The sequence below is a fragment of the Enterobacter sp. SGAir0187 genome, assembly GCF_002952735.2.
Taxonomy (GTDB): Bacteria; Pseudomonadota; Gammaproteobacteria; order Enterobacterales; family Enterobacteriaceae; genus Enterobacter; species Enterobacter quasiroggenkampii.
The window spans coordinates 3,162,112-3,183,706 of sequence record NZ_CP025034.2; the positions used below are offsets into that span (position 1 = coordinate 3,162,112).

The following is a 21,595-nucleotide window of genomic DNA, read 5'->3' on the forward strand; positions in this document are numbered from 1 at the left end:
GCAGAACCGCATGATTGACTGGAGAAAAGGCTGTATGGCGACACTAACCACCACCCAAACGTCACCCTCGCTGCTTGGCGGCGTGGTGATCATCGGCGGAACCATTATAGGTGCCGGGATGTTCTCCCTGCCCGTGGTCATGTCCGGTGCGTGGTTCTTCTGGTCGCTGGCCGCGCTGGTCTTTACCTGGTTCTGTATGCTTCATTCCGGGCTGATGATCCTCGAAGCCAACCTGAACTACCGCATTGGCGCGAGCTTCGACACCATTACCAAAGACCTGCTGGGCAAAGGCTGGAACCTGGTGAACGGTCTGTCCATTGCCTTTGTGCTTTATATCCTGACCTACGCATATATTTCGGCGAGCGGTTCGATTCTGCATCACACCTTCTCTGAGATGTCGCTGAACGTTCCGGCACGTCTGGCCGGGCTATGCTTTGCGTTGGGCGTGGCGTTTATCGTCTGGATGAGTACCAAAGCGGTAAGCCGGATGACGGCAATCGTACTGGGCGCGAAGGTCATCACCTTCTTCCTGACCTTCGGCAGCCTGCTGGGGCACGTGACGCCCGCTACGCTGTTTAACGTTGCCGAAGTGAATACCTCCTACACGCCGTACCTGCTGATGACGCTGCCGTTCTGTCTGGCGTCGTTCGGCTACCACGGCAACGTGCCGAGCCTGATGAAGTACTACGGCAAAGATCCGCGCACCATTGTGAAGTGTCTGGTCTACGGCACGCTGCTGGCGCTGGCGCTGTACGTCATCTGGCTGCTCGGAACGATGGGCAACATCCCGCGCCCGGAATTTATCGGTATTGCGCAGAAGGGCGGTAACATTGACGTGCTGGTGCAGGCGCTGAGCGGCGTGCTGAACAGCCGCAGCCTGGATCTGCTGCTGGTTATCTTCTCTAACTTTGCGGTGGCGAGCTCTTTCCTCGGCGTAACCCTGGGCCTGTTTGACTACCTGGCGGATCTGTTTGGCTTTGATGATTCTGCGATGGGGCGCTTCAAAACCGCGCTGCTGACCTTCCTGCCGCCGATTGTGGGCGGCCTGCTGTGGCCGAACGGCTTCCTGTACGCCATCGGCTATGCCGGACTGGCGGCAACCATCTGGGCGGCAATAGTGCCCGCGCTGCTGGCGCGTAAATCACGTAAACGCTTCGGTAGCCCGAAATTCCGCGTCTGGGGCGGTAAGCCGATGATTGCGCTGATTCTGGTGTTTGGGGTTGGTAACGCACTGGTCCACGTGCTGTCGAGTTTTAATCTGTTGCCTGTGTACCAGTAAATATTTTGTGCCGGATGGCGGCTACGCCTTATCCGGCCTACGCGTCCCCGTAGGCCAGGTAAGCGAAGCGCCACCTGGCAAAAAACTACCCCACCAACTCCTCTTTCACCTGCATCGCTAAATCAAACGAATGTAAACGCGCCTGGTGATCGAAAATCTGGCCGTTAACCATAATTTCATCCGCCTGCGTTTCACGCAGTACCGCCTCCAGCCCGTGACGCACTTTCGCTTTATCGCCTACCAGCGACATGCTCAGCGCCTGCTGAACGCCATACTGCTCTGAAGCTGACCACAGCTGATGCATATTCTCCACCGGCGGCGGAAGCTGGCCCGTCTCCCCGCGACGCAGCTTCATAAACGCCTGCTGCATGGAGGTGAACAGGAATTCCGCGTCGCGATTGCTGTCGGCAGCAATGATGTTGATACACACCATCGCGTACGGTTTCTCCAGACGCTCGGACGGTTTGAAGTGCGTACGGTAAAGATGCAGCGCCTGATGCAGCATATCCGGCGCGAAGTGCGAGGCAAACGCAAACGGCAGCCCCAGCTGTGCGGCCAGCTGTGCGCTGTAGAGGCTTGATCCCAACAGCCATACCGGGATCTTCTCGCCGTAACCCGGTACCGGGCGCACGTGCGGGTTCGGGTCACGCGCGTCGAACCAGTCCACCAGTTCGGCCACGTCGCGTGGGAAGTTATCAATATCGCCGCTCATATGGCGACGCAGGGCGCGCATGGTCGGCTGATCGCTGCCCGGCGCACGGCCAAGCCCTAAATCGATACGGCCCGGATAGAGGGTATTCAGCGTGCCGAACTGCTCGGCGATCACCAGCGGGGCGTGGTTCGGCAGCATCACGCCGCCGGAGCCCAGGTGCAGCGTGGTGGTATTTGCCGCCAGATAACCAATCAGTACCGAGGTGGCGGCGCTGGCAATGCCCACCATGTTGTGGTGTTCGGCCAGCCAGTAGCGGTGATAGCCACGCTTTTCGGCCAGCTGAGCCAGATCCAGAGAGTGCGAAAAGGCTTCTCTCGCCGAGGAGCCTTGTGGGATCGGCGCCAGATCCAGCACCGAAAACGGAAGGGTTTTGTCAGTCATAACAGCTCACTTTGTCGACGGTGAATCTTTAATACTGCATTAAAAAATGATAACCGTTGTTAACAAAGTGAGCCTTTTTTAGGCCTGAAGTTCCAGCCCGGCCAGACGCTTCCAGTAGCCGTTACAGTCGCTGTTCGCCGTCAGCGGCAGCGGAGCGGCACCGTTTTCGTTAGCGCGGAAGGCGTCCAGCATCGCGAACACGCCGGCATCGAGCGGCGACAGGCGCACCATATCTACCAGCCCGTCCATCGACGCCAGCTCGTTGCCGAGGTTATAGACATAGCCGCTCATGGTCTGAATACCGTTGAGAACAAACACCTGCTGGTTCTCCTGCGACAGCATGCTGCGCCCGTTCGGGTACTTAATGCAGCAGGTTTCGCACTCGTCTTTCGGACGGTCTTCCGAGCGCGCGGTAAAGCAGCGGGCGGAATAGGCCAGCGGCAGATGCCCGTAGCTCAGCACTTCCACTTCAAACTTGTTGCGAATGCCCAGCTCTTCGCACTGCGTGAGCAGGTTTGCCAGCCAGTCGCGGGAGAGTTCAACCGGCATGCACCAGCGCGTCATGCCCTGTTTGAGCAGCAGGCGCAGGGTCACGGCGTTGTAGCTGTTCAGGGCATGGCCCGCGACAAACGGCAGCCTGCGTTCAGCGCACATGTTCACCACGCCGAGATCGCTCGCTTCCAGCAGGAACTCGCCGTTCTCTACGTAGCGTTTCAGCTCGCCCAGTTCAGAAGAGGCCTGCACCAGCGCGAGGGTGGAGAGCACGACCTGCTTGCCGCTGCCGGCCAGGCTTTTCGCCATCTCCAGCCAGTCGCCCACTTTGGTGGCGCGGCGCTTGCTGCACACCGCCTCGCCGAGGTAAATCACATCGGCGCTGCTGGTGGCGGCCTGTTGGTAAAAATCTTCCAGCGTCTCTTTTGGCCAGTAGTAAAGCACCGGCCCTAATGAATATTTCATGATTTTCTCACTGCCATTTACGGTGATACGCGCCCAGCGTGGTTTGCGTGCCTTCGGACATCGATCCGAGCGTCTCCATCCAGGCCTGCTGCGGAGCGTAGTTCTGCGGGTCCGCCATGCAGCGGTCGATGGCCTGACGCCACACTTTCGCCACCTGGCTCACGTAGGCCGGGCTACGCTGGCGACCTTCGATTTTCACCGAGGCAATATTGGCCGCCAGCAGTTCCGGCAGCAGCTCCAGCGTGTTGAGGCTGGTGGGCTCTTCCAGGGCGTGGTAACGCTCGCCGTCGACCAGATAGCGGCCTTTACACAGGGTGGGATAACCGGCGTTTTCACCGTCCTGATAGCGGTCGATCAGCACCTCATTCAGGCGGGATTCCAGCCCCTGCGGCGTTTGCTGCCAGCGGACAAAGCGGGCAGGGGAGCAGGCCCCGACGGTATTAGGCGACTCGCCGGTCAGATACGAGGAAAGATAGCAACGGCCTTCGGCCATAATGCACAGACTGCCAAAGGCAAAAACTTCCAGCGGCACTGGCGTGACGCGTGCGAGTTGCTTAACCTGATGGATAGAGAGCACGCGCGGCAGCACCACGCGGGCCACGTCAAAGTTTCGGTGATAAAAACGCACGGCCTCTTCGTTGGTGGCAGATGCCTGAACAGAGACGTGGCGCTCAATATGGGGATAGCGTTCTGCCGCATACTCAAGCATGGCGAGGTCGGCCAGGATCAGCGCATCGGCACCCAGCTGTGCCGCCATATCCACCGCGCGCTGCCAGCGGGCGTACCCGTCAGGGTGAGCAAAGGTATTGATGGCGATATGCAGCTTGCGGCGGTGCTGGTGAACGAAGTTAACGGCTTCCTGAAGCTTTTTCTCCGTAAAGTTAAGGCCAGCAAAATGGCGGGCATTGGTGTCATCTTTTAGCCCGATATAGACCGCATCGGCCCCATTTTCGATGGCCGCCTTAAGCGCCGGAAGGTTTCCGGCAGGGCAGAGCAGCTCCATAATTTATCCTGATGTTGTCGATCGCAAAAATGTTAACGAGCTGGGATTTTAATTAACCCATAGGCGACAATTTTTGATTTAAGGCAGCTAATGGCGTATTGATGGCACCAATAATGAGGTTGTCCGGATGACGGTTTGTTGATTTACGCCGCTATGTTGTGCGTCGGATATGGCAAAATAGCAGGACTATAGATATCAGGGAGTAAAGCTCGTGCTGGATAAACTGCGTTCACGTCTCGTACAATTTGGCCCATCAATGCTGAGCGTGCCGGTCAAGCTGGCGCCGTTCGCGCTTAAACGTCAGGTGCTGGAGCAGGTCCTGAGCTGGCAGTTCCGCCAGGCGCTGCAGGATGGCGAGCTGGAATTCCTGGAAGGCCGCTGGTTAAGCATTGAAGTGCGTGACATCGGGCTGCGCTGGTTTACCTCCGTTGAGAATGACCAGCTGATCGTCCGCGAAACCGCCGAGGCGGACGTGAGTTTTAGCGCCAACGCCAGCGATCTGCTGATGATCGCCGCGCGTAAACAGGATCCGGATACGCTCTTCTTCCAGCGTCGTCTGGTGATTGAAGGCGACACGGAGCTGGGCCTGTACGTGAAGAATTTAATGGATGCCATTGAGCTGGAGCAGATGCCGAAAGCGCTGCGCGTGATGTTGATGCAAATGGCAGATTTCGTTGAGGCCGGGCTGAAAGCCCCGCCGGACAGTAAACACACTTCAGTAGGTGAGCCATGCTGATTCGAGTCGAAATAGGGATTGATGCGCCGGGGATCGATGCGCTGCTGCGCCGTGCTTTCGCGAGCGATGCCGAAGCCCAGCTGGTCCACGATCTCCGCGAAGACGGTCTGATTACGCTGGGGCTGGTCGCCACCGATGACGAAGGTCAGGTGGTGGGCTATGTTGCCTTCAGTCCGGTCACCGTTCAGGGCGAAGAGCTGCAGTGGGTCGGTATGGCGCCGCTGGCGGTGGATGAAAACTATCGCGGGCAGGGGTTGGCGCGTCAGCTGGTCTATGAAGGGCTGGATTCGCTCAATGAGTTCGGTTATGCGGCCGTTGTTGCGCTGGGCGATCCGGCGTTCTATGGCCGTTTAGGCTTCGAGCAGGCCGCGCATTACGATCTGCGCTGCCGCTGGCCGGGTACGGAATCCGCGTTCCAGGTACACCGTCTGGCGGACGATGCGCTCAACGGCGTCAATGGCCTGGTCGAGTACCACGACCATTTCAATCGCTTTTAATCAGGCTCTCGCGTAGCGCCTCAAAGGAGCCGTCTCCGGTCACGAGGCGCTCTTTCTGGCGCTTCGTCAGCTGTTTGATGCGGTATTCCAGCCTGAGCGCCAGCGATCGGTCACCGACGGGCGCCGAAAAGGCAAGCTGTAACTCCCCTTTCCCCCGCAGCGCTTTTGCCCCTTTCCCCGTTTGATGTTGTAAAAAACGCCGCGCCACATCGGTGGTTATCCCGGTGTAGAGTGCGTTATCAGCGGTTCGGACAAGATAGAGAAACCAGCACACGGTAAACAGATTCAGTATGTTAAGGTGAACGCACCATAGCATGAGAGAGAACGAAAATGGAAACACTGGCAGCCATCAACCGCTGGCTGGCGAAGCAGCACGTCGTCACCTGGTGCGTCTACAGCGAGGGTGAGATGTGGTGCGCAAACGCGTTTTACTACTACGATCCGGAGCGCGTCGCGTTTTATGTCATGAGTGAAGACAAAACGCGTCATGCGCAGATGACCGGCCAGCAGGCGAAGGTCGCGGGCACGGTGAATGGCCAGCCGAAAACGGTCGCGCTGATCCGTGGGGTACAGTTTAAAGGGGAAATCCGTCGTCTGGACGGAGAAGAGAGCGACGCGCGTCGTAAGCTCTACACGCGCCGCTTTCCGGTTGCCGCTGCGCTAAAAGCCCCGGTGTGGGAAATCCGCCTCGATGAGCTGAAATTTACCGACAACACCCTGGGCTTTGGCAAGAAGCTGTACTGGCTACGCGCCGAGCAGGCGTAGCGCTTCGCGGTTAAACGCCGGAAGATCGTCCGGGGTGCGGCTGGTGATCAGCTGGTCTTTGTCGTTGACCACCTCCTGATCGTAAAATTCGGCGCCCGCATTTTTCAGATCGATAACGATCGGTTTCACCGCCGTGAGCTTACGCCCGCGGACAACCTCCGCGCTGATGAGCAGCTGCGGGCCGTGACAGATGGCAAAGACCGGTTTGCCGGTAGAGACAAAGTCCCGGGTGAAGGTCACGAAGCGCTCGTCTCCGCGCAGGGAATCCGGTGAATGGCCGCCGGGTAACAGCAGTGCGTCAAAATCGGAGGGGCTAACGTTATCGATGGTCTCATCAATGGTTACGGTCGCCTCGCCCTTATGACCTGTCACCGTTTTGCCCGCTTCTTTCTCGATGGTGATGACCTCATGTCCCGCCTTGCGGAACGCCTCTGCAGGAGAGGTGAATTCTGAATCTTCAAACTCGTCGGTAATCAAGACTGCGATTTTCTTGCCCATGCTTCCTCCGTTGTTTTGGCTTCAGACTGATTTTTCTCCGCTTGTGGTAAATACTTACCTGTAACAGACTTCTAAGTGTGGTCGACGACGCTGAGTTCGCAAACGGACAATTCTGTAAAGGGGATACGATGAGTCAGGTACTGATTACCGGGGCTACCGGGCTAGTGGGCGATCATCTGCTGCGGCTGCTGATTCAGGATCGCCGCGTGAACTACATCGCCGCCCCGACGCGTCGACCGCTGGCGGACATCTCCGGCGTCTTTAATCCGCACGATCCTCAGTTGACGGACGCGCTGGCGCAGGTGCAGGATCCCATTGATATCGCCTTTTGCTGCCTGGGTACCACGCGGCGGGAGGCGGGGAGCAAAGAGGCATTTATCCACGCCGACTATACGCTGGTGGTGGACACCGCGCTTACGGCGAAAAAGCTGGGGGCCAGACATTTTCTGGTGGTTAGCGCGCTGGGCGCCAGTGCCGGATCGCCTTTCTTCTACAACAAGGTGAAGGGCAAGATGGAGGATGCGCTGATTGCGCAGAAATGGGAGCAGCTGACGATTGTGCGCCCCTCAATGCTGATCGGCCACCGCGACGAGCGCCGCTTTAACGAGTCGATCCTGGCCCCGCTGTTTCGGATCCTGCCCGGCAACTGGAAAGCCATCGAGGCGCGGGACGTCGCGCGGGCGATGTTAAAAGAGGGACTGGCCCCGTCAAAAGCGGGCGTAAACATTATCCCTTCGGCAAAACTGCGTGAAATCGCGCAGGGCGAGGCGTAAACTCCCCCGGCTAATTACTCATACTCTCCGGGGAATGCTATGACTGGTCAGTCTTCATCTCAGGCGGCAACACCTGTTCAATGGTGGAAGCCCGCACTCTTCTTTCTCGTGGTCATTATTGGCCTCTGGTACGTGAAATGGCAGCCGTACTACGGCAAAGCCTTCACCGCCGCCGAAACGCACAGCATCGGTAAATCTATTCTCGCTCAGGCGGATGCCAGCCCGCTTCAGGCGGCGTGGGACTATGCCATGGTCTACTTCCTTGCCGTCTGGAAGGCTGCTGTCCTGGGCGTGATCCTGGGCTCACTGATTCAGGTGCTGATCCCGCGCAACTGGCTGGTGAAAACCCTCGGACAGCCGCGCTTTCAGGGCACGCTGCTGGGAACGATCTTCTCCCTGCCGGGCATGATGTGCTCCTGCTGTGCTGCCCCCGTGGCGGCAGGGATGCGCCGCCAGCGCGTGTCGATGGGCGGCGCACTGGCGTTCTGGATGGGCAACCCGCTGCTCAATCCGGCGACGCTGGTGTTTATGGGCTTTGTGCTGGGCTGGCATTTCGCGTTCATCCGTCTGGTCGCCGGACTGCTGACCGTGCTGGTGGTGGCGACGCTGGTGCAAAAACTGGTGAAGGATACTGCTGCAGAACCCGCTGCCGTTGAGCTGGACGTCAGCGAGCCGCAGGGTGGCTTCTTTGCGCGCTGGGGCAGGGCGCTATGGCAACTTTTCTGGAGCACCATCCCGGTCTATATCCTGGCGGTACTGGTTCTGGGGGCGGCGCGCGTCTGGCTCTTCCCGCATGCGGATGGCGCTATCGACAACACGCTGATGTGGGTCATTGCGATGGCCGTTGCAGGCTGTCTGTTTGTGATCCCTACAGCCGCAGAAATTCCCATTGTTCAGACCATGATGCTGGCCGGTATGGGTACCGCGCCGGCGCTGGCGCTGCTGATTACGCTGCCGGCGATCAGCCTGCCGTCGCTGATTATGCTGCGTAAGTCGTTCCCGGCGAAAGCGCTGTGGCTGACCGCGGGGCTGGTGGCGTTGAGTGGGGTGATGGTGGGGAGTATTGCGTTGCTGTAAAAAAAAGCCCGGTGGCGCTAGCGCTTACCGGGCCTACAGTCAGGTGTGGCTTACTTAATGTAAGTAAACGCGGTGGTGACGTGCTTCACGCCGCTCACCCGGCTGGCAATATCGGCCGCCGCTTTCCCTTCACGGTCGGTCACCAGACCGAGCAGGAACACTTCACCGTTTTCCGTCGTCACCTTCACGTTGGAGGATTTCACCTGGTCCGAACCCAGCAGCTGAGAACGCACTTTGGTGGTGATCCAGGTATCGGAAGAGGCATCACCCAGGCCAATTGGCTTGCCCTGACGCACTTCGTTAAACACCTCTGTGGTCCCTTCAACGCCCATCGCAATCTGTTTCGCACGCGAGGCGAGTTCCATATTCGGCGCCTGGCCTGCCAGCAGCACTTTGCCCTGGTAAGCCGTCACGTTGATACGCGCCTCTTTCTTGATCTGTTCATCTTTAGACAGCGCACTGTTGACGCGCAGCTCCAGCGTACCGTCATCCACCTGTGTCCCCACAGAGCGCGGATCGGTTGCCGCTTTGGTGCCTACTGCGGCGGTACCCACAACGGCCGCTGCGATACATCCCTGAAGCAGTAATGCAGACATAAGGACTGCGAGGGTCGATAAAGCCTTCATAAGAACTCCTTAATCATCCTGGTGAGGGAAAAGCGTGTTATCGATCAAGTCACATAAGCAGTTTACCGTGAGCATATGCATCTCCTGTATGCGTGCGCTCCGGTGAGACGGAATGCGGATTTCCACATCCTGCGGCCCAAGCAGACCCGCCAGCTCACCCCCGTCATAGCCGGTTAAGGCCACGATGGTCATGTCGCGGGTGACGGCGGCTTCAACGGCTTTGACAATGTCCCGGCTATTCCCGCGCGTGGAGATGGCCAGCAGCACATCTCCGGCGTGACCCAGGGCTCGCACCTGCTTTGCGTAAATTTCGTCATGCAGACGATCGTTAGCAATCGCCGTTAAGACCACATTATCGGTATTAAGTGCAATGGCAGGTAAACTCGGGCGTTCTGTTTCAAAGCGATTGATCATGCTGGCAGCAAAATGCTGTGCGTTGGCGGCTGACGTGCCGTTGCCACAACAGAGGATTTTGTTGCCGTTTAGCAGGGATTGCACCAGCGTCATTGCGGCACGCGAGATAGCATCCGGAAGGGCTTCCGCCGCGGCAATCTGAGTCTGGATGCTTTCTGTGAAGCACACTTTAATTCTTTCGAGCACGTTATCCCTTTTAAATCTTAATTATGCGTCTTCGCCAAAAGCGTTTTTAAGCCATTCGATCTCATTTCCGGTGAAGGCTATCACATCGAACCGGCAATCCACAGTATCAAAACTCCCATTATGCCGGGCAAGCCACAAGTGGGCAGTCTGTAATAATTTATGTTGTTTGGCGAGCGTCACGCTGGCGGCAGCACCGCCAAAACGGGAGGACTGTCGAAAGCGCACTTCTACAAACACGATGACCTGACCGTCTTTCATGATCAGGTCGATTTCGCCGCCACGCCCGCGGACGTTAGCGTCGATGAAATGCAGTCCTTTGCCTTCAAGCCAGCGACGCGCCTTTAACTCCCACGCATCGCCGGTCTGTTTACGGCTTAACTGGCCGGGACGATCTGCCCCTGCTGATATTTGAGCCATGATAACTTCCTGTTAATCACACAATCCTGAGTGGCGGTCAGATCGCCGGTGTTGCCGTTAAGCTCGAAGCCCGGCACCTGACGCATCTGGGTAAAGTGGTTCGCCAGCGCCCACGCATCAACCCCCATCGCATACAGACGCGCCAGAGAGTAATCGTTACGCACCGCGCTCAGCGCCTGCTGCATCAGGGATGGATTGCTGCCGGCCAGCATCGGGATTTCGCTGTACTGCAGACCGTCCATTTCCAGACGGAAATCCGGGCCTGCGGTGCCCTGTGCGCTGCGGGAGCTGGCGTAGAGCGTTGCGCCGCTCTGGCTGCCGTTACGCATTGCAATCATCGGTTTGATAAAGGCGATCTCCTGCGGTGTGGCAACGATATAGGCCGCATCCACTTTACCGCCACCGCTAATCTGCGCGTCGGTAGGTGGGGCAGGGATCGTCAGGCCGCCAATCGTCACGCCCTGCTGCTGTGGCAGGCTCGCGGTGACCGGGCTACCGTTAAGCGCGATACCCGCCCCACCGTTGACGCCCGCGCGCAGTTCAGAGACGGAACCGAATTTCTGCTGCAGTACCACGCCGCCGCCCAGCTTCTGCCACTCATCGGCAAAGGCATTAGCCACGCGATCGCCCAACGCGCTGCGTGGGATGAGCAACAGCGGCGCCTGCTTACCCTGCTCGTGAATATGACGCGCCGCGTCGCGGGCTTCATCTTCCGGAGAGAGCGCGAAGTAGCAGATATTGGCCCGGTTCTGAACCTGCTCTGGCTGGTTGAGCGCCAGCACGTTCAGCGTGGTATTGCTCTTCATCAGCTCTTCCACGTTGTTTTTCAGCAGCGGACCGACAACGATGCTCGCCCCGTCCTGTTGAACCTGCGCCAGAACCTGGTCCAGCGGCTGCGAACTGGTATCGTAGATTTTCAATTCAGCGCCCGGGTTGGCGCTGGTGGTTGCCACGGCCTGCGGCTGCGCGGCAGGTTGAGCAGTCGGCTGTTCAGGCTGCTGTTGAGGCTGTTCTGCTGTTGTGGCAGGCGCTGGAGCAGCGGCTGGCGCCGCTTGCGTCTCGGCCGGAGCCTGGGTCGCAGGTGCTGTAGTAGACGGTGCCGCTGTCGCTGGCGGCGTCGTCGGAGCCGTCACCGGGTTTTGCATCGTGCCCTGCGCTGGCGTTTGCGCCGTGGTCAGGTCGCTGGTCTCTGCGGCGGATGGGCTGACAACATCATTCACGTTAGCCGCCTGGGCCGCCTGTGCGGGAACGGCGCTGCCGGTGACCGACGTCGTGCCGTTTTTCGCCGCTTCAAAGCCCTGCTGAATGGTGCGTCCAAACACCGCCGCCTGGCCATTGAGCGGCAGAAGCAGGGCGATTTTGCTGGTGGACGCTGGCTTAAAGTTCTGCACGTTCACCAGCTGGGTTGGCAGCATTTTCGCGCCCGGGTTTTGTGGGTAGCGCGTCTGCCAGTCCGTAATGCCGGCTTTCAACATCTTAGGATCGCTGCGGTTGTTAAACCACATCTGCTGCAGATCCAGCCAGCCCTGAAGCACGTTTTCGTCCGCGTTAATGACCAGCGCCTTTGCCTGATCCTGGGTCATCGAGGCAAGCGCCTGCCAGGTGGCATCAATGTTTTTCTGCTTGTCGGCACCGGCGAGCAGCGGCTCCTGGGCAATCAAGGCACGCAGGAGTGTCAGGGAAGGGCGCCCCTGCTCAGCGGTAATGCCCGCCTGCCAGAAGCGCGCCTGCTGGTTTTTATCTAGCGCGCTCAGGTCGATGCTCCCCAGGATCTTTTTCGCGCCATCATAATCTTTCTGCGCGACCTTCAGCTCGGCAGAGAGCAGGCTCTGCTCAAGTTGCTGAGTATCGTTAAGCTCTTTCGGCAGTTGGCCGAACAGCTCGGCAGCCTGCTGGGTTTTGCCCTCTTTCAGCAGTGCACGAATGGCGAGTAATTGCCAGTTGGTCTTGGTATCATTTGAACTCTGCGACATTTGTTGCAGATAAAAGCCAGAATCAGCCTGAGCAGAACCCTGGAGATGGGCGGTGCTCTGGTCAGGTGCCTGGGTGCCACAGCCTGCAAAGATCAGGGCTGCCAGCAGAAGCGGCACGCTGCGCGTGGCTTTTTTTCGAAGAAACGTTAACGGTACCATACTGTATCCAGTGATTTTTTTACGCAATGCTCAATATTAAATCGGCAATACGGACGAAACAATGAAACAACACGAAACGGCAGATAATTCTCAAGGCCAGCTTTATATTGTACCTACTCCTATCGGGAATTTGTCTGATATTACCCAACGTGCGCTGACCGTACTGCAAGCTGTTGATTTAATTGCTGCTGAAGACACCCGCCATACCGGCTTACTGCTGCAACATTTCGCGATTAACGCCCGTTTGTTTGCTCTGCACGATCACAATGAGCAACAAAAAGCCGAAACGCTGGTGGCCAAACTGAAAGAGGGGCAAAACATTGCCCTGGTCTCCGATGCCGGTACGCCGCTGATCAACGATCCGGGCTATCACCTGGTGCGTACCTGTCGCGAAGCCGGTATTCGCGTGGTACCCCTGCCGGGACCGTGCGCCGCGATTGCTGCGTTAAGCGCCGCAGGTCTGCCGTCTGACCGTTTCTGCTATGAAGGCTTCCTGCCCGCTAAATCCAAAGGCCGCCGCGACGTCTTAAAAGACCTGGAAGCGGAACCGCGCACCCTGATTTTCTACGAATCCACGCACCGCCTGCTGGAGAGCCTGGAAGATATGGTGACCGTCTGGGGGGAAGGCCGCTACGTGGTGCTGGCGCGCGAGCTGACCAAAACCTGGGAAACCATCAACGGAGCACCGGTAGGTGAACTGCTGGCGTGGGTGAAGGAAGACGAAAATCGCCGCAAGGGTGAAATGGTGCTGATCGTCGAAGGACATAAAGCGCAGGAAGACGCGCTGCCTGCCGACGCCCTGCGCACGCTGGCGCTGCTGCAGGCGGAACTGCCGCTGAAGAAAGCGGCGGCATTAGCGGCAGAGATCCACGGCGTGAAGAAAAATGCGCTGTATAAATATGCGCTGGAGCAGCAGGGGGAGTAAGGCATCTCCTGCCCGTTTTTGCCGGGTGGCGGCTACGCCTTACCCGGCCTACAACTTTATAAAATGTCGGTATAAATGTCGGTATAAATGTCGGAAAAGCAAATTGCTCATGTCATACGCTGACCTGCGTCGTTCGCTAAACTGTAATGACCTCGGTACCCGTTTTACCCAACTGTTCTTTTTCGTGCTTTCCGATCCCATCATCCGTAATCACACAGTCTATTTTTTCCATCGGCAGGACCTGGTTGAACCCGCGGCGATTGAATTTGCTTGCGTCCAGCACGGCAATCACCTTATGTGCGGCAGCCGCCATCACGCTGCTGATCGAATAGCCTTCATTGAACGTTGTAATGCCGTTGGTGGCATCAATACCGTCCGCGCCGACAAACATCAGATCCGCGCTTATCCCGGTCAAAGAGCGCTCGGCGATGGTGCCATGCATAGAGTGCGTTTTATGGCGCACGGTACCGCCGCAGACCACGAGCGTAATATCTTTATTTTCCGAGAGGGCAAACGCGGCAGGCAGGCTGTTGGTAATGACGGTGATATTGGCTTTTTTGGTGAGTGCTTCGGCGATGAGCATGGTGGTGCTACCGCTATCGAGAATGATCGTCATCCCTTCTTCAATCATGGCCGCTGCAGCCTGTGCGATCCGCTTTTTCGGGTCGCTCGCCAGCTGATAACGATCCTCCAGTACCACTTCCTGATTTTCGCTTTCCGCCAGGCTGCTGCCGGGTCTTGCTGCGCCACCGTGAAAACGCGTGACCAATCCTTTCTCTTCCAGCAGGCGCAGATCTGTTCGAATCGTTACTTCTGAAATGCCAAACATATTCGACAGATCCAGCACCATGACACTGCCCTGAGCGTTGACGAGGTCAACGATTTTATTACGTCGCTCAAATGAGTTCATATTGAAATGCCTGATAATTAACTGCCTCTATTCTAATCGAAGGTATGCGAAAGGTGTACGGTAATATTCGAAAGGAAATGTGAGCCAGCTCAGGTTGCTGGCTCGAAGCACTACGCGAAGCGCAGCATGATTTTGCCCTGCATTGGCGCACCGTTGAGTCCTTGCACGGCCTGAGCAAAGCTATCGCAATTGCCGGTATGAGCAATAAGGGGCTTTAGCTGTAGTTTTTTCTCTGTGAGAAGGCGCGCCGCGGTTTCCCATTCTTCACCCGGCCACGGGGCCGAATAATTCATCCAGCTTCCCAGAAGCGTCAACTCCTTACGCAGTATCTTGCCAAATGTCGCCGCAGGTAAGTTCAGGTCGTGATGCAGCGTACCCACCAGAGCGACCTGGGCGCGCGGCCCTGAGATATCAATGGCGAGCGTAACGGTTTGCGGTGTGCCAGCAGTCTCAAGAACCAACTGATCAAACGGGTTGTCGCTCAAGGCGTTGAAGATGTCCTCTGCGGCCAGAGAGCGGCTATTAAACACCTGAGTTGCCCCCAGCGCTGTTGCCAGCGCGAGCTTATCGTCGTTGATGTCAACAGCGGTAGCACTGTTGGCGCCTAATGCCAGCGCACACTGCATCGCCAGCAGGCCGATCGTTCCTGCGCCTACAATGATGACGTTCTTGCCCTCGCAGCCGGAAGCGAGATGAAACGCGTGTAGCCCTACGGTTATGGGCTCAATAAATGCGCCATCTTCAATTGCCATCTCTGCAGGAAGGCGGAACAGGTTTGCGCGCTTCACCACGATATATTCCGCGTTACCGCCTTCGCTACGAGAGCCGACAAACTGATACTGCTTGCAGAGCGAGTAGTAGCCTTTTTCGCACGCCGGACAGGAGAAGCAGGGCAGTAATGGCACGCAGGCAACCGGATCGCCTGCCTTGAGGTCGTGCACTTCGGCACCACAGGCTTCGACATGACCGCTAAATTCATGTCCCAGGGTGATGGGATAATAATGTGCCCCTCCGGCAAAAATTCGCGGGATATCGGAGCCACATAGTCCTGAGCAGGCAATGCGCACCCGCACATCATCCGCAGCCTGAATGTGAGGGATTGGACGTTCTTCAACGCGCACGTTGCCCTCAGCGTGAATTACCACTGATTTCATATTCACTCCAGAAAAAGAGGGGAGCATGGCTCCCCGGATATCAAGACACCGTCTGGCTTTGCGGGGTAGCGGCGTTCTTTTCTGCCGCGTTAAACACACGGGCACGTCGCCAGGTGAGCAGGATGCCGGTGACGTAAATTGCACCAATCACGATGAACCCCACCACGTTTTTCCAGGTGAACAGCTGGATGAGCAGCCATGTGACGGGTGAACCGCCCTGGTCCATGGAGGCCACCAGCCCGCCAGCTTTCAACGCGCCAGCATTTTGCGCAAGCTGGGTGTGCAGGCCGATGGTCTGGGTCGCAATCCACAGCGTAATGCCCATGATGATGACGCCAGAGATAAGCGTGCGGAACAGGTTGCCCTGATGCACCGCGACCGCCATTGCCACAAAGAAACCAATGGTGGCAAGGTCACCGAACGGCAGCACCTGGTTGCCCGGCACCAGAACAGCAATCAGGATGGTAAGCGGGATGAAAATCAGGCTGGCGGAGACGACGGACGTATGGCCCAGCAGGAGTGCTGGATCGAGACCGATTAAGAACTCCTGTCCGCCAAACTTTGCCTGCAGACGTTTACGTGCATGTTTAGCAATCGGCGTCAGGCCATCCATGATTGGTTTGATGACGCGCGGCATCAGCAGCATCACTGCGGCGGTTTTCACGGCCAGTTGGAGAACAGATTTAGCGTCATAGCCAGCCAGCATGCCAATAGCCAGACCCATCACAAACCCAACCGTGACCGGTTCGCCAAACGGGCCAAAGCGTTTTTGCACATCGTCAGCGCTAAAATGGATACGCTTCAGGCCTGGGATTTTATCGATAATCGTATCGACCAGAACGGCGATCGGGCCGAGATAAGCTGACGAACCGTGAGGGATGGCAATCCCGTCCAGACCGAAAAAGTCCCGGGTGTCTTTGGCAAACCAGTCTCCAAGCTTGTAAACAAAGGCTGCGTGCACCACAACGCCCAGGATCCCCAGCCAGTAAGAGCCGGTTGCCAGGTGCAGCATCGCACCGGTGAAGGTCATGTGCCAGATGTTCCAGATATCGACGTTCACTACCCGGGTCATCCGCGTCACCAGCATGACAACGTTAACGCCAATGGCAACAGGGATAGCAATAAGTGCAATCTGTGATGCCCAGGTCATTGGGGATGAACCCGGCCAGCCGACGTCCACCACGTGCAGGTTAATCTGGAACTGTTCAGCCATCGCTTTGGCCGCCGGGCCGATGGAGTCAAGCATCAGGCCGATAACCAGTCCGATTCCGACGAAGCCGATGCCTATATGCAGGCCGGATTTAAAGCAATCGCCGAGCTTCATCCCTAATAGCTTAGAGAAGATGATGATGACGATTGGCAGCATTACGGTTGGCCCCAGATCGAGGATGTACCGCATGATTTCGGTAAACATGTTCTTACCCCTCGAGGATGGTCAGAATTTTTTGCTGCAGGGCTTCGATGCCGACGCCGGATACAAACGGCATGCCATGCACCACCGGGATGTCGCCAAAGGCTCTGTCAACTTTCGCCGTGGTACAAATCAGGTCTGCACCGTCCATATAGGTTTCGATTTCAGTCACCCTGCACTGGACCAGATCCAGCTCAATGTGGTGTGCTTCACACAGATCTTTTATCTCTTCTGCTGCCATGGTTGAGGTGGCGACAGCGCCGCCGCAGGCAACAATAACTTTGCGTTTCATAGGGCACTCCTTTTTTATTATCAGTATGTTATGAAGCCTGGGCACAGACGACAGGCTCAAGGATCGTCTCCCGGAAACGATCGGCCAGGCGCTCTGCGGGCGCAGCCAGCAGCATGTCCAGCGTATCCGGGTTTTGTAGCTCACTGAAAAGGCGGCGCAGCAATTTCATTTGCGCCGCAGGGTTTTCAACGATTAACGCGATGATGAGTGAGACGGCGACCTCGCCATCATCATCGGCCTGCTGAAAATGCACCGGTTTGTCCGGACGAATCAGGTAAATCGCGGGGTGTTTCGCATGTACGGCTTCGCAGTGCGGAATAGCGACCGCATGGCGTTCAAGGGCAATGCCGGTGGGGTAGTTCATCTCCCTTTCCAGAAGGGCGGCAGGGTAGGTGGCGTGTACAACACCGTTAGCCAGCATCTCCTCGCCAATATGCGCCAGCGCCTGCTGGCAGGTTTCAAACACAATTCCGGTACGGACAAAAACGTGACTCATACACTCTCCGGCATCAGACGGGTTCAGGGGTGCAGCCAAATCGATAGGCGCGTAATACATCCTGTATTTTGTCGATGATGAGATTTTGCGGTGTTGCGGCGATCTCATTCATCGACAATCGTTCGAACTGGACGGGGATAAACTGGCTGACCAGCCCCAGAGGCAAGGAGATAGCGCTCAGATTAGCGATTAATTTCTCAACGCTTTGACGAATGCGCGGATGCGGCCAGTAGTAGCGAATGCGATCGGACAGGCTAAAGTGAATATCCATCATTGCCTGACTCCAGGTGGGACGGTAGTACTTCTTCCAGTAATCCGGCTCGTTCAGCATGACTTCGTCGATCACGTCAAGCACATGGCTGCGTTGTTCAGGGGCGATGAGGGCCTTCTCCATTTGTGCGAGTGCAAAGATGGCTTCTCGCAGGGCAAAGGTAAGCGCCGGGCCGACTTTTAAGATCGCGAAGTGATCGCGAACCAAAGCACGATAGGCTTGGCGAGTCTGGTAGTCGGTTGAGTGCGCCTCATAGACCATGGGTGTCTGGCGGATCCAGCCGGAAAGGGCCTCTGCCGCGTGCGGCTGGTAGTGAATAATTTGCGTATGGTCGAACTCCACGCCGGGTTGCACGACTATCGCAATCACACGCGTCATAGCCTCGTTCAGACCGAGCGCAGCAAAGGCCTCACGATGCGTTTCCAGCGTCTGCGCGGCATCTTCCACACGGGTGACATGAACGTTGTTAATGCTGCTGGCTTCTCCGCCGGGAACGGGAACCTCAGTACCAATCACATAGGTCAGTGCCGCTTTTTGTTCTTCAGTGGCCGTCTCTTCTGCCGCTTTGCACAGTCGGGCCGCACGTTGTGCCACCATCCATGGCGAGAGTGGGGTAGGATCGTCGGCACAAGACATTGAGGCGTCCAGGTGTATCTTGCTAAATCCAGCCGCGACATAGGCTTTGATCAATGCAATGGATTTCTCCATCGCCGCGTCTGCGGGTTCGTTTTGCCAGCAGTTTGGCCCCAGATGATCGCCACCCAGGATCAAACGTTCATGCGGAAAGCCCACCTCTTTAGCGATCTTCAGAACAAAATCACGGAAATCAGCGGGTTTCATACCGGTGTAACCGCCGAACTGGTTCACCTGATTTGAAGTAGCTTCAATTAGTACCTTGTTGTCGGTATGCAGATCGAACCGTAATGCGGCTTCGATAACCAGCGGGTGCGCTGAACAGACAGAACAAATACCGAGATGCTCTCCCGCCTTATGGCGGGCAATAATATCTTTCACATTTCCTCCGGGTCAGGACTTTAGAGTTTTCCTTCACAACCACAATCGTTAATGACTTTGCGCACCACCTCTTTCATGGCACGTTTGGCGGGCACCATGTAATGTCGCGGGTCACTGGTTTCGGGATGTGAAGTGAGATAGGTTTTCAGCGCATTCGAGAAGGCGATTTTGAGTTCTGTGGCAACGTTGACCTTGCAAATACCGAGGCGAATGGCCTGACGGATATCGGCCGTAGATAAACCGGAAGCGCCGTGCAGCACCAGCGGGATATCGACCTGATTGCGAATCTCTGCCAGACGTTCAAAATCAAGTTTCGGCGTGGCAGTGTAGAGGCCGTGCGCGGTACCGATGGCGACGGCCAATGAGTCGATACCCGTTAATTCAACAAACTCGCGTGCCTGTAGTGGGTTGGTGTAAAGCGCATCTTTGCTGTCGACCACAAGGTCATCTTCCTGCCCGCCAAGACGGCCAAGTTCAGCCTCCACGCTCACATCGTAACGGTGGCAGTAGTCTGTCACTTTCTTCACCAGCGCGACATTTTCAGCGAATGGATGATGAGATCCGTCGATCATCGCCGAGCGGATCCCGCTTTGGACTTTCTGCGCGATATCGTCGAAATCTTCGTGATGATCGAGGTGGATCGCCAGTGGCTGGTTATACGTTTTGGCCAGATCGCTGGCGATGGCGACCACGTTACCGGTTCCTGCATAGCTGAATGTGCCGGGCGTACCCGCCACGATCAGCGGAGATCGCATCTCATAGGCCGTTTCAACGACCACCTGCAGCGTTTCGAGATTATGAATATTGAATGCCGGTACGGCGTAACCTTCGCGCTGTGCTTTTAGCAGCATCACTTTCGACGAGATGATGAACATCTTTCCTCCGAAACCTTTCGTTTTATTTATGCGAAAGACAATATAGGGTTTCGGAATGTTATTTTGTGATTGATATCTTAAAAATGAAAGAATCGAAACGAAAGGCAAGGATGCGAAAGAAATGAAAGCAAAAAAAAGCATGGCCGAAGCCATGCTAAGCGAGGTTTACAGCAAACTCACGTCACCGGTGCCGGGTTAAACACCGCCAGCTGGTTGTGTAATCCCCACTGATCCGAAAAGGTTTTCTTCCGCCCGCTGGCGACATCAAGAATGAAGTGGAACAGCTTCCAGCCCACGTCCTCAATGCTCTCTTCCCCGGTGGCGATGGTTCCCGCGTTGATATCCATTAAGTCATACCAGCGGTTCGCGAGCGCGGTGCGGGTCGCCATTTTAATCACCGGCACCGCCATCAGGCCGTACGGCGTGCCGCGCCCGGTGGTAAAGACCTGCACCGTAATGCCGGATGCGACCTGCTGCGTGCCGCACACAAAATCGCTGGCCGGCGTTGCCGCGTAGATCAGGCCGCGTTTCGTCGGGCGCTGGCCCGGAGAGAGCACCTCTGCAATGGCGCTCTGCCCGGATTTGGCAATAGAGCCGAGGGCTTTTTCCACCACGTTTGCCAGGCCGCCTTTCTTGTTCCCGGGGGAGGGATTGGCGCTGCGGTCGGTTTTGCCCATATCGAGATAATTATCGTACCAGGCCATCTCCTCAAGCAGGCGCTTGCCGACCTCTTCATTAACCGCGCGCGGCGTCAGCAGATGGATGGCGTCTCGCACTTCGGTCACCTCGGAGAACATTACCGTGGCGCCGCAGCGAACAAGCAGATCGGATGCAAAGCCCACCGCCGGGTTGGCCGTCACGCCGGAGAAGGCATCGCTGCCGCCGCACTGGGTACCCACAACCAGCTCAGAGGCCGGGCACGTTTCGCGCCGGCGGCGGTTGAGCTTGTCCAGATGGCGTTCTGCTACCTGCAAAATATCGTCGACCATTGAGCGGAAACCGACGTGGCGTTCGTCCTGCAGGCGCACGATGCTGGCCTCGTCTGCCGGGATGGCTTCGACATCCTCGGTCCCCTGAAGCAAACGTTCTGGCTGCAATTTTTCACAGCCGAGGCCAATGACCATCACCTCGCCGCCAAAGTTCGGGTTCAGGGCGATATTGTGGATGGTCCGGATAGGCACCACGGCAGCGGGCGCGTTAATCGCCACGCCGCAGCCGTAAAGGTGGTTCAGGCCCACCACGCCGTCGACGTTCGGGTATTTTGGCAGCAGATCGCGTTCGATGATTTTCACCACGTAATCCACTACGCCCGCCACGCAGTGCACGCTGGTGGTAATGCCGAGCAGATTTTTGGTGCCGACGCTGCCGTCCGCATTGCGATAGCCTTCAAAGGTATAGCCTTCCAGTGGGGGAAGCGGTTCCGGCACGCGGGTTGCCAGCGGAAGCGTATTCAGCGGCGGCGCTTCTGGCAGCGCCACCAGCGACTCCTCCACCCAGCTTCCCTGCGGTATCGAACGAACGGCATAGCCGATGACTTCACCGTAACGCACGATTTCGCTGTTAACAGGGATATCCACCAGGGCGACTTTATGTCCCTGCGGAACATGCTCAATCAGTTCCAGCCCGTCCGGAAAGCGGGTTCCCGCTTTTAAGCCATTGTCGTTGAAGATAATCGCCACGTTATCGGCGTCATGCACTTTTATATAAAACGCCGTCGGCGGTGCCTGTCGAATTTCAATGTCGGCCATTGTTCAGTATTCTCCAGCAAAAAGTCTGATAATAAATTCAGCCATT

At 57.0% G+C, this 21,595-nt stretch carries 24 protein-coding genes; 7 read left to right on the plus strand and 17 right to left on the minus strand.

Translation table 11 applies throughout. The features are described 5' to 3' along the window. The first annotated feature begins 34 nt into the window (after positions 1–34). The gene (mtr, locus tag CWR52_RS15215; RefSeq protein ID WP_045371451.1) at positions 35–1,279 is read left to right on the plus strand and encodes a tryptophan permease; all 1,245 of its coding nucleotides are present in this window, start codon (positions 35–37) and stop codon (positions 1,277–1,279) included. 85 nt (positions 1,280–1,364) lie between these two features. Here mtr and CWR52_RS15220 read toward each other — a convergent pair whose 3' ends face one another. The 3 genes from CWR52_RS15220 to ubiU all read right to left on the minus strand — a co-directional run bounded on the left by CWR52_RS15220 (position 1,365) and on the right by ubiU (position 4,332). Beyond that, positions 1,365–2,372 carry a luciferase-like monooxygenase gene (locus CWR52_RS15220; protein WP_104950020.1) on the minus strand — a complete coding sequence of 336 codons (1,008 nt, stop codon included), beginning with the start codon at positions 2,370–2,372 and terminating at the stop codon, positions 1,365–1,367. 78 nt (positions 2,373–2,450) lie between these two features. After that, positions 2,451–3,329: a U32 family peptidase gene (locus tag CWR52_RS15225; protein ID WP_104950021.1), complete on the minus strand. Its 879-nt coding sequence runs from the start codon at positions 3,327–3,329 to the stop codon at positions 2,451–2,453. Positions 3,330–3,336: 7 nt separating this feature from the next. Continuing rightward, a complete protein-coding gene (gene ubiU, locus CWR52_RS15230; RefSeq protein WP_021242249.1) occupies positions 3,337–4,332 on the minus strand; it encodes a ubiquinone anaerobic biosynthesis protein UbiU in 996 nt (331 codons plus the stop codon). A gap of 211 nt (positions 4,333–4,543) precedes the next feature. Here ubiU and ubiT point away from each other — a divergent pair, with 211 nt between their 5' ends. Together ubiT and CWR52_RS15240 are read left to right on the plus strand one after the other, a co-directional pair. After that, entirely contained in the window at positions 4,544–5,068 is a 525-nt protein-coding gene (gene ubiT / locus CWR52_RS15235) for a ubiquinone anaerobic biosynthesis accessory factor UbiT (protein WP_045910093.1), read from the plus strand. Then, complete coding sequence (locus CWR52_RS15240; protein WP_045910092.1) at positions 5,062–5,565, plus strand: GNAT family N-acetyltransferase; 504 nt, start codon at positions 5,062–5,064, stop codon at positions 5,563–5,565. The genes ubiT and CWR52_RS15240 overlap by 7 nt, the downstream gene beginning before the upstream one ends. Here the strand turns inward: CWR52_RS15240 and CWR52_RS15245 are convergent. Continuing rightward, positions 5,552–5,881, minus strand: coding sequence for a GIY-YIG nuclease family protein (locus tag CWR52_RS15245; protein WP_008501484.1), 330 nt, complete (start codon positions 5,879–5,881; stop codon positions 5,552–5,554). The two genes, CWR52_RS15240 and CWR52_RS15245, sit on opposite strands and share 14 nt — an antisense overlap. Positions 5,882–5,895: 14 nt before the next feature. On the opposite strand from CWR52_RS15245, the gene CWR52_RS15250 reads away from it, so the two are divergent. Further along, positions 5,896–6,330 (plus strand): YhbP family protein, encoded by a 435-nt coding sequence (locus CWR52_RS15250; protein WP_104950022.1) that lies wholly within the window; start codon positions 5,896–5,898, stop codon positions 6,328–6,330. Here CWR52_RS15250 and CWR52_RS15255 read toward each other — a convergent pair. Next, on the minus strand, positions 6,310–6,828 hold the full coding sequence (locus CWR52_RS15255; protein WP_023333577.1) for a type 1 glutamine amidotransferase domain-containing protein: 519 nt from the start codon (positions 6,826–6,828) through the stop codon (positions 6,310–6,312). The genes CWR52_RS15250 and CWR52_RS15255 overlap by 21 nt on opposite strands. A gap of 128 nt (positions 6,829–6,956) precedes the next feature. Between CWR52_RS15255 and CWR52_RS15260 the strand changes: the two genes are divergently transcribed. Together CWR52_RS15260 and CWR52_RS15265 are read left to right on the plus strand one after the other, a co-directional pair. Further along, positions 6,957–7,601 (plus strand): NAD(P)H-binding protein, encoded by a 645-nt coding sequence (locus CWR52_RS15260; RefSeq protein ID WP_045910091.1) that lies wholly within the window; start codon positions 6,957–6,959, stop codon positions 7,599–7,601. A 39-nt stretch (positions 7,602–7,640) separates the two neighbouring features. After that, complete coding sequence (locus tag CWR52_RS15265) at positions 7,641–8,678, plus strand: permease (RefSeq protein ID WP_104950023.1); 1,038 nt, start codon at positions 7,641–7,643, stop codon at positions 8,676–8,678. Between the two features lie 50 nt (positions 8,679–8,728). On the opposite strand, the gene dolP is transcribed toward CWR52_RS15265, so the two are convergent. Genes dolP through CWR52_RS15285 form a run of 4 tightly spaced genes read right to left on the minus strand, consistent with a single transcriptional unit; the run spans position 8,729 to position 12,453 of the window. Beyond that, positions 8,729–9,304 carry a division/outer membrane stress-associated lipid-binding lipoprotein gene (gene dolP, locus CWR52_RS15270; protein WP_024906379.1) on the minus strand — a complete coding sequence of 192 codons (576 nt, stop codon included), beginning with the start codon at positions 9,302–9,304 and terminating at the stop codon, positions 8,729–8,731. Positions 9,305–9,313: 9 nt separating this feature from the next. Beyond that, on the minus strand, positions 9,314–9,904 hold the full coding sequence (diaA, locus tag CWR52_RS15275) for a DnaA initiator-associating protein DiaA (RefSeq protein WP_003861754.1): 591 nt from the start codon (positions 9,902–9,904) through the stop codon (positions 9,314–9,316). A 21-nt stretch (positions 9,905–9,925) separates the two neighbouring features. Beyond that, the gene (locus CWR52_RS15280; protein ID WP_104950024.1) at positions 9,926–10,321 is read right to left on the minus strand and encodes a YraN family protein; all 396 of its coding nucleotides are present in this window, start codon (positions 10,319–10,321) and stop codon (positions 9,926–9,928) included. Next, positions 10,279–12,453 (minus strand): penicillin-binding protein activator, encoded by a 2,175-nt coding sequence (locus tag CWR52_RS15285; RefSeq protein WP_104950025.1) that lies wholly within the window; start codon positions 12,451–12,453, stop codon positions 10,279–10,281. Before CWR52_RS15285 ends, CWR52_RS15280 begins: the two co-directional genes overlap by 43 nt. Positions 12,454–12,514: 61 nt before the next feature. On the opposite strand from CWR52_RS15285, the gene rsmI reads away from it, so the two are divergent. Beyond that, a complete protein-coding gene (rsmI, locus tag CWR52_RS15295; RefSeq protein ID WP_104950026.1) occupies positions 12,515–13,378 on the plus strand; it encodes a 16S rRNA (cytidine(1402)-2'-O)-methyltransferase in 864 nt (287 codons plus the stop codon). A gap of 136 nt (positions 13,379–13,514) precedes the next feature. Here rsmI and CWR52_RS15300 read toward each other — a convergent pair whose 3' ends face one another. The 8 genes from CWR52_RS15300 to garD all read right to left on the minus strand — a co-directional run bounded on the left by CWR52_RS15300 (position 13,515) and on the right by garD (position 21,549). Then, the gene (locus CWR52_RS15300; RefSeq protein ID WP_104950027.1) at positions 13,515–14,288 is read right to left on the minus strand and encodes a DeoR/GlpR family DNA-binding transcription regulator; all 774 of its coding nucleotides are present in this window, start codon (positions 14,286–14,288) and stop codon (positions 13,515–13,517) included. Positions 14,289–14,398: 110 nt separating this feature from the next. Further along, positions 14,399–15,442, minus strand: coding sequence for a galactitol-1-phosphate 5-dehydrogenase (gene gatD, locus CWR52_RS15305; protein WP_104950028.1), 1,044 nt, complete (start codon positions 15,440–15,442; stop codon positions 14,399–14,401). 40 nt (positions 15,443–15,482) lie between these two features. Continuing rightward, the gene (locus CWR52_RS15310; RefSeq protein ID WP_104950029.1) at positions 15,483–16,856 is read right to left on the minus strand and encodes a galactitol-specific PTS transporter subunit IIC; all 1,374 of its coding nucleotides are present in this window, start codon (positions 16,854–16,856) and stop codon (positions 15,483–15,485) included. Between the two features lie 4 nt (positions 16,857–16,860). Beyond that, complete coding sequence (gene gatB / locus CWR52_RS15315) at positions 16,861–17,145, minus strand: PTS galactitol transporter subunit IIB (RefSeq protein ID WP_104950030.1); 285 nt, start codon at positions 17,143–17,145, stop codon at positions 16,861–16,863. Positions 17,146–17,173: 28 nt separating this feature from the next. Then, a complete protein-coding gene (gene gatA, locus CWR52_RS15320) occupies positions 17,174–17,641 on the minus strand; it encodes a PTS galactitol transporter subunit IIA (protein WP_104950031.1) in 468 nt (155 codons plus the stop codon). Between the two features lie 13 nt (positions 17,642–17,654). Next, on the minus strand, positions 17,655–18,926 hold the full coding sequence (gene gatZ, locus CWR52_RS15325; protein WP_104950032.1) for a tagatose-bisphosphate aldolase subunit GatZ: 1,272 nt from the start codon (positions 18,924–18,926) through the stop codon (positions 17,655–17,657). Positions 18,927–18,946: 20 nt separating this feature from the next. Then, entirely contained in the window at positions 18,947–19,801 is an 855-nt protein-coding gene (locus tag CWR52_RS15330; RefSeq protein WP_104950033.1) for a tagatose bisphosphate family class II aldolase, read from the minus strand. A 176-nt stretch (positions 19,802–19,977) separates the two neighbouring features. Beyond that, positions 19,978–21,549, minus strand: coding sequence for a galactarate dehydratase (garD, locus tag CWR52_RS15335; protein ID WP_104950034.1), 1,572 nt, complete (start codon positions 21,547–21,549; stop codon positions 19,978–19,980). Between the last annotated feature and the right edge of the window lie 46 nt (positions 21,550–21,595).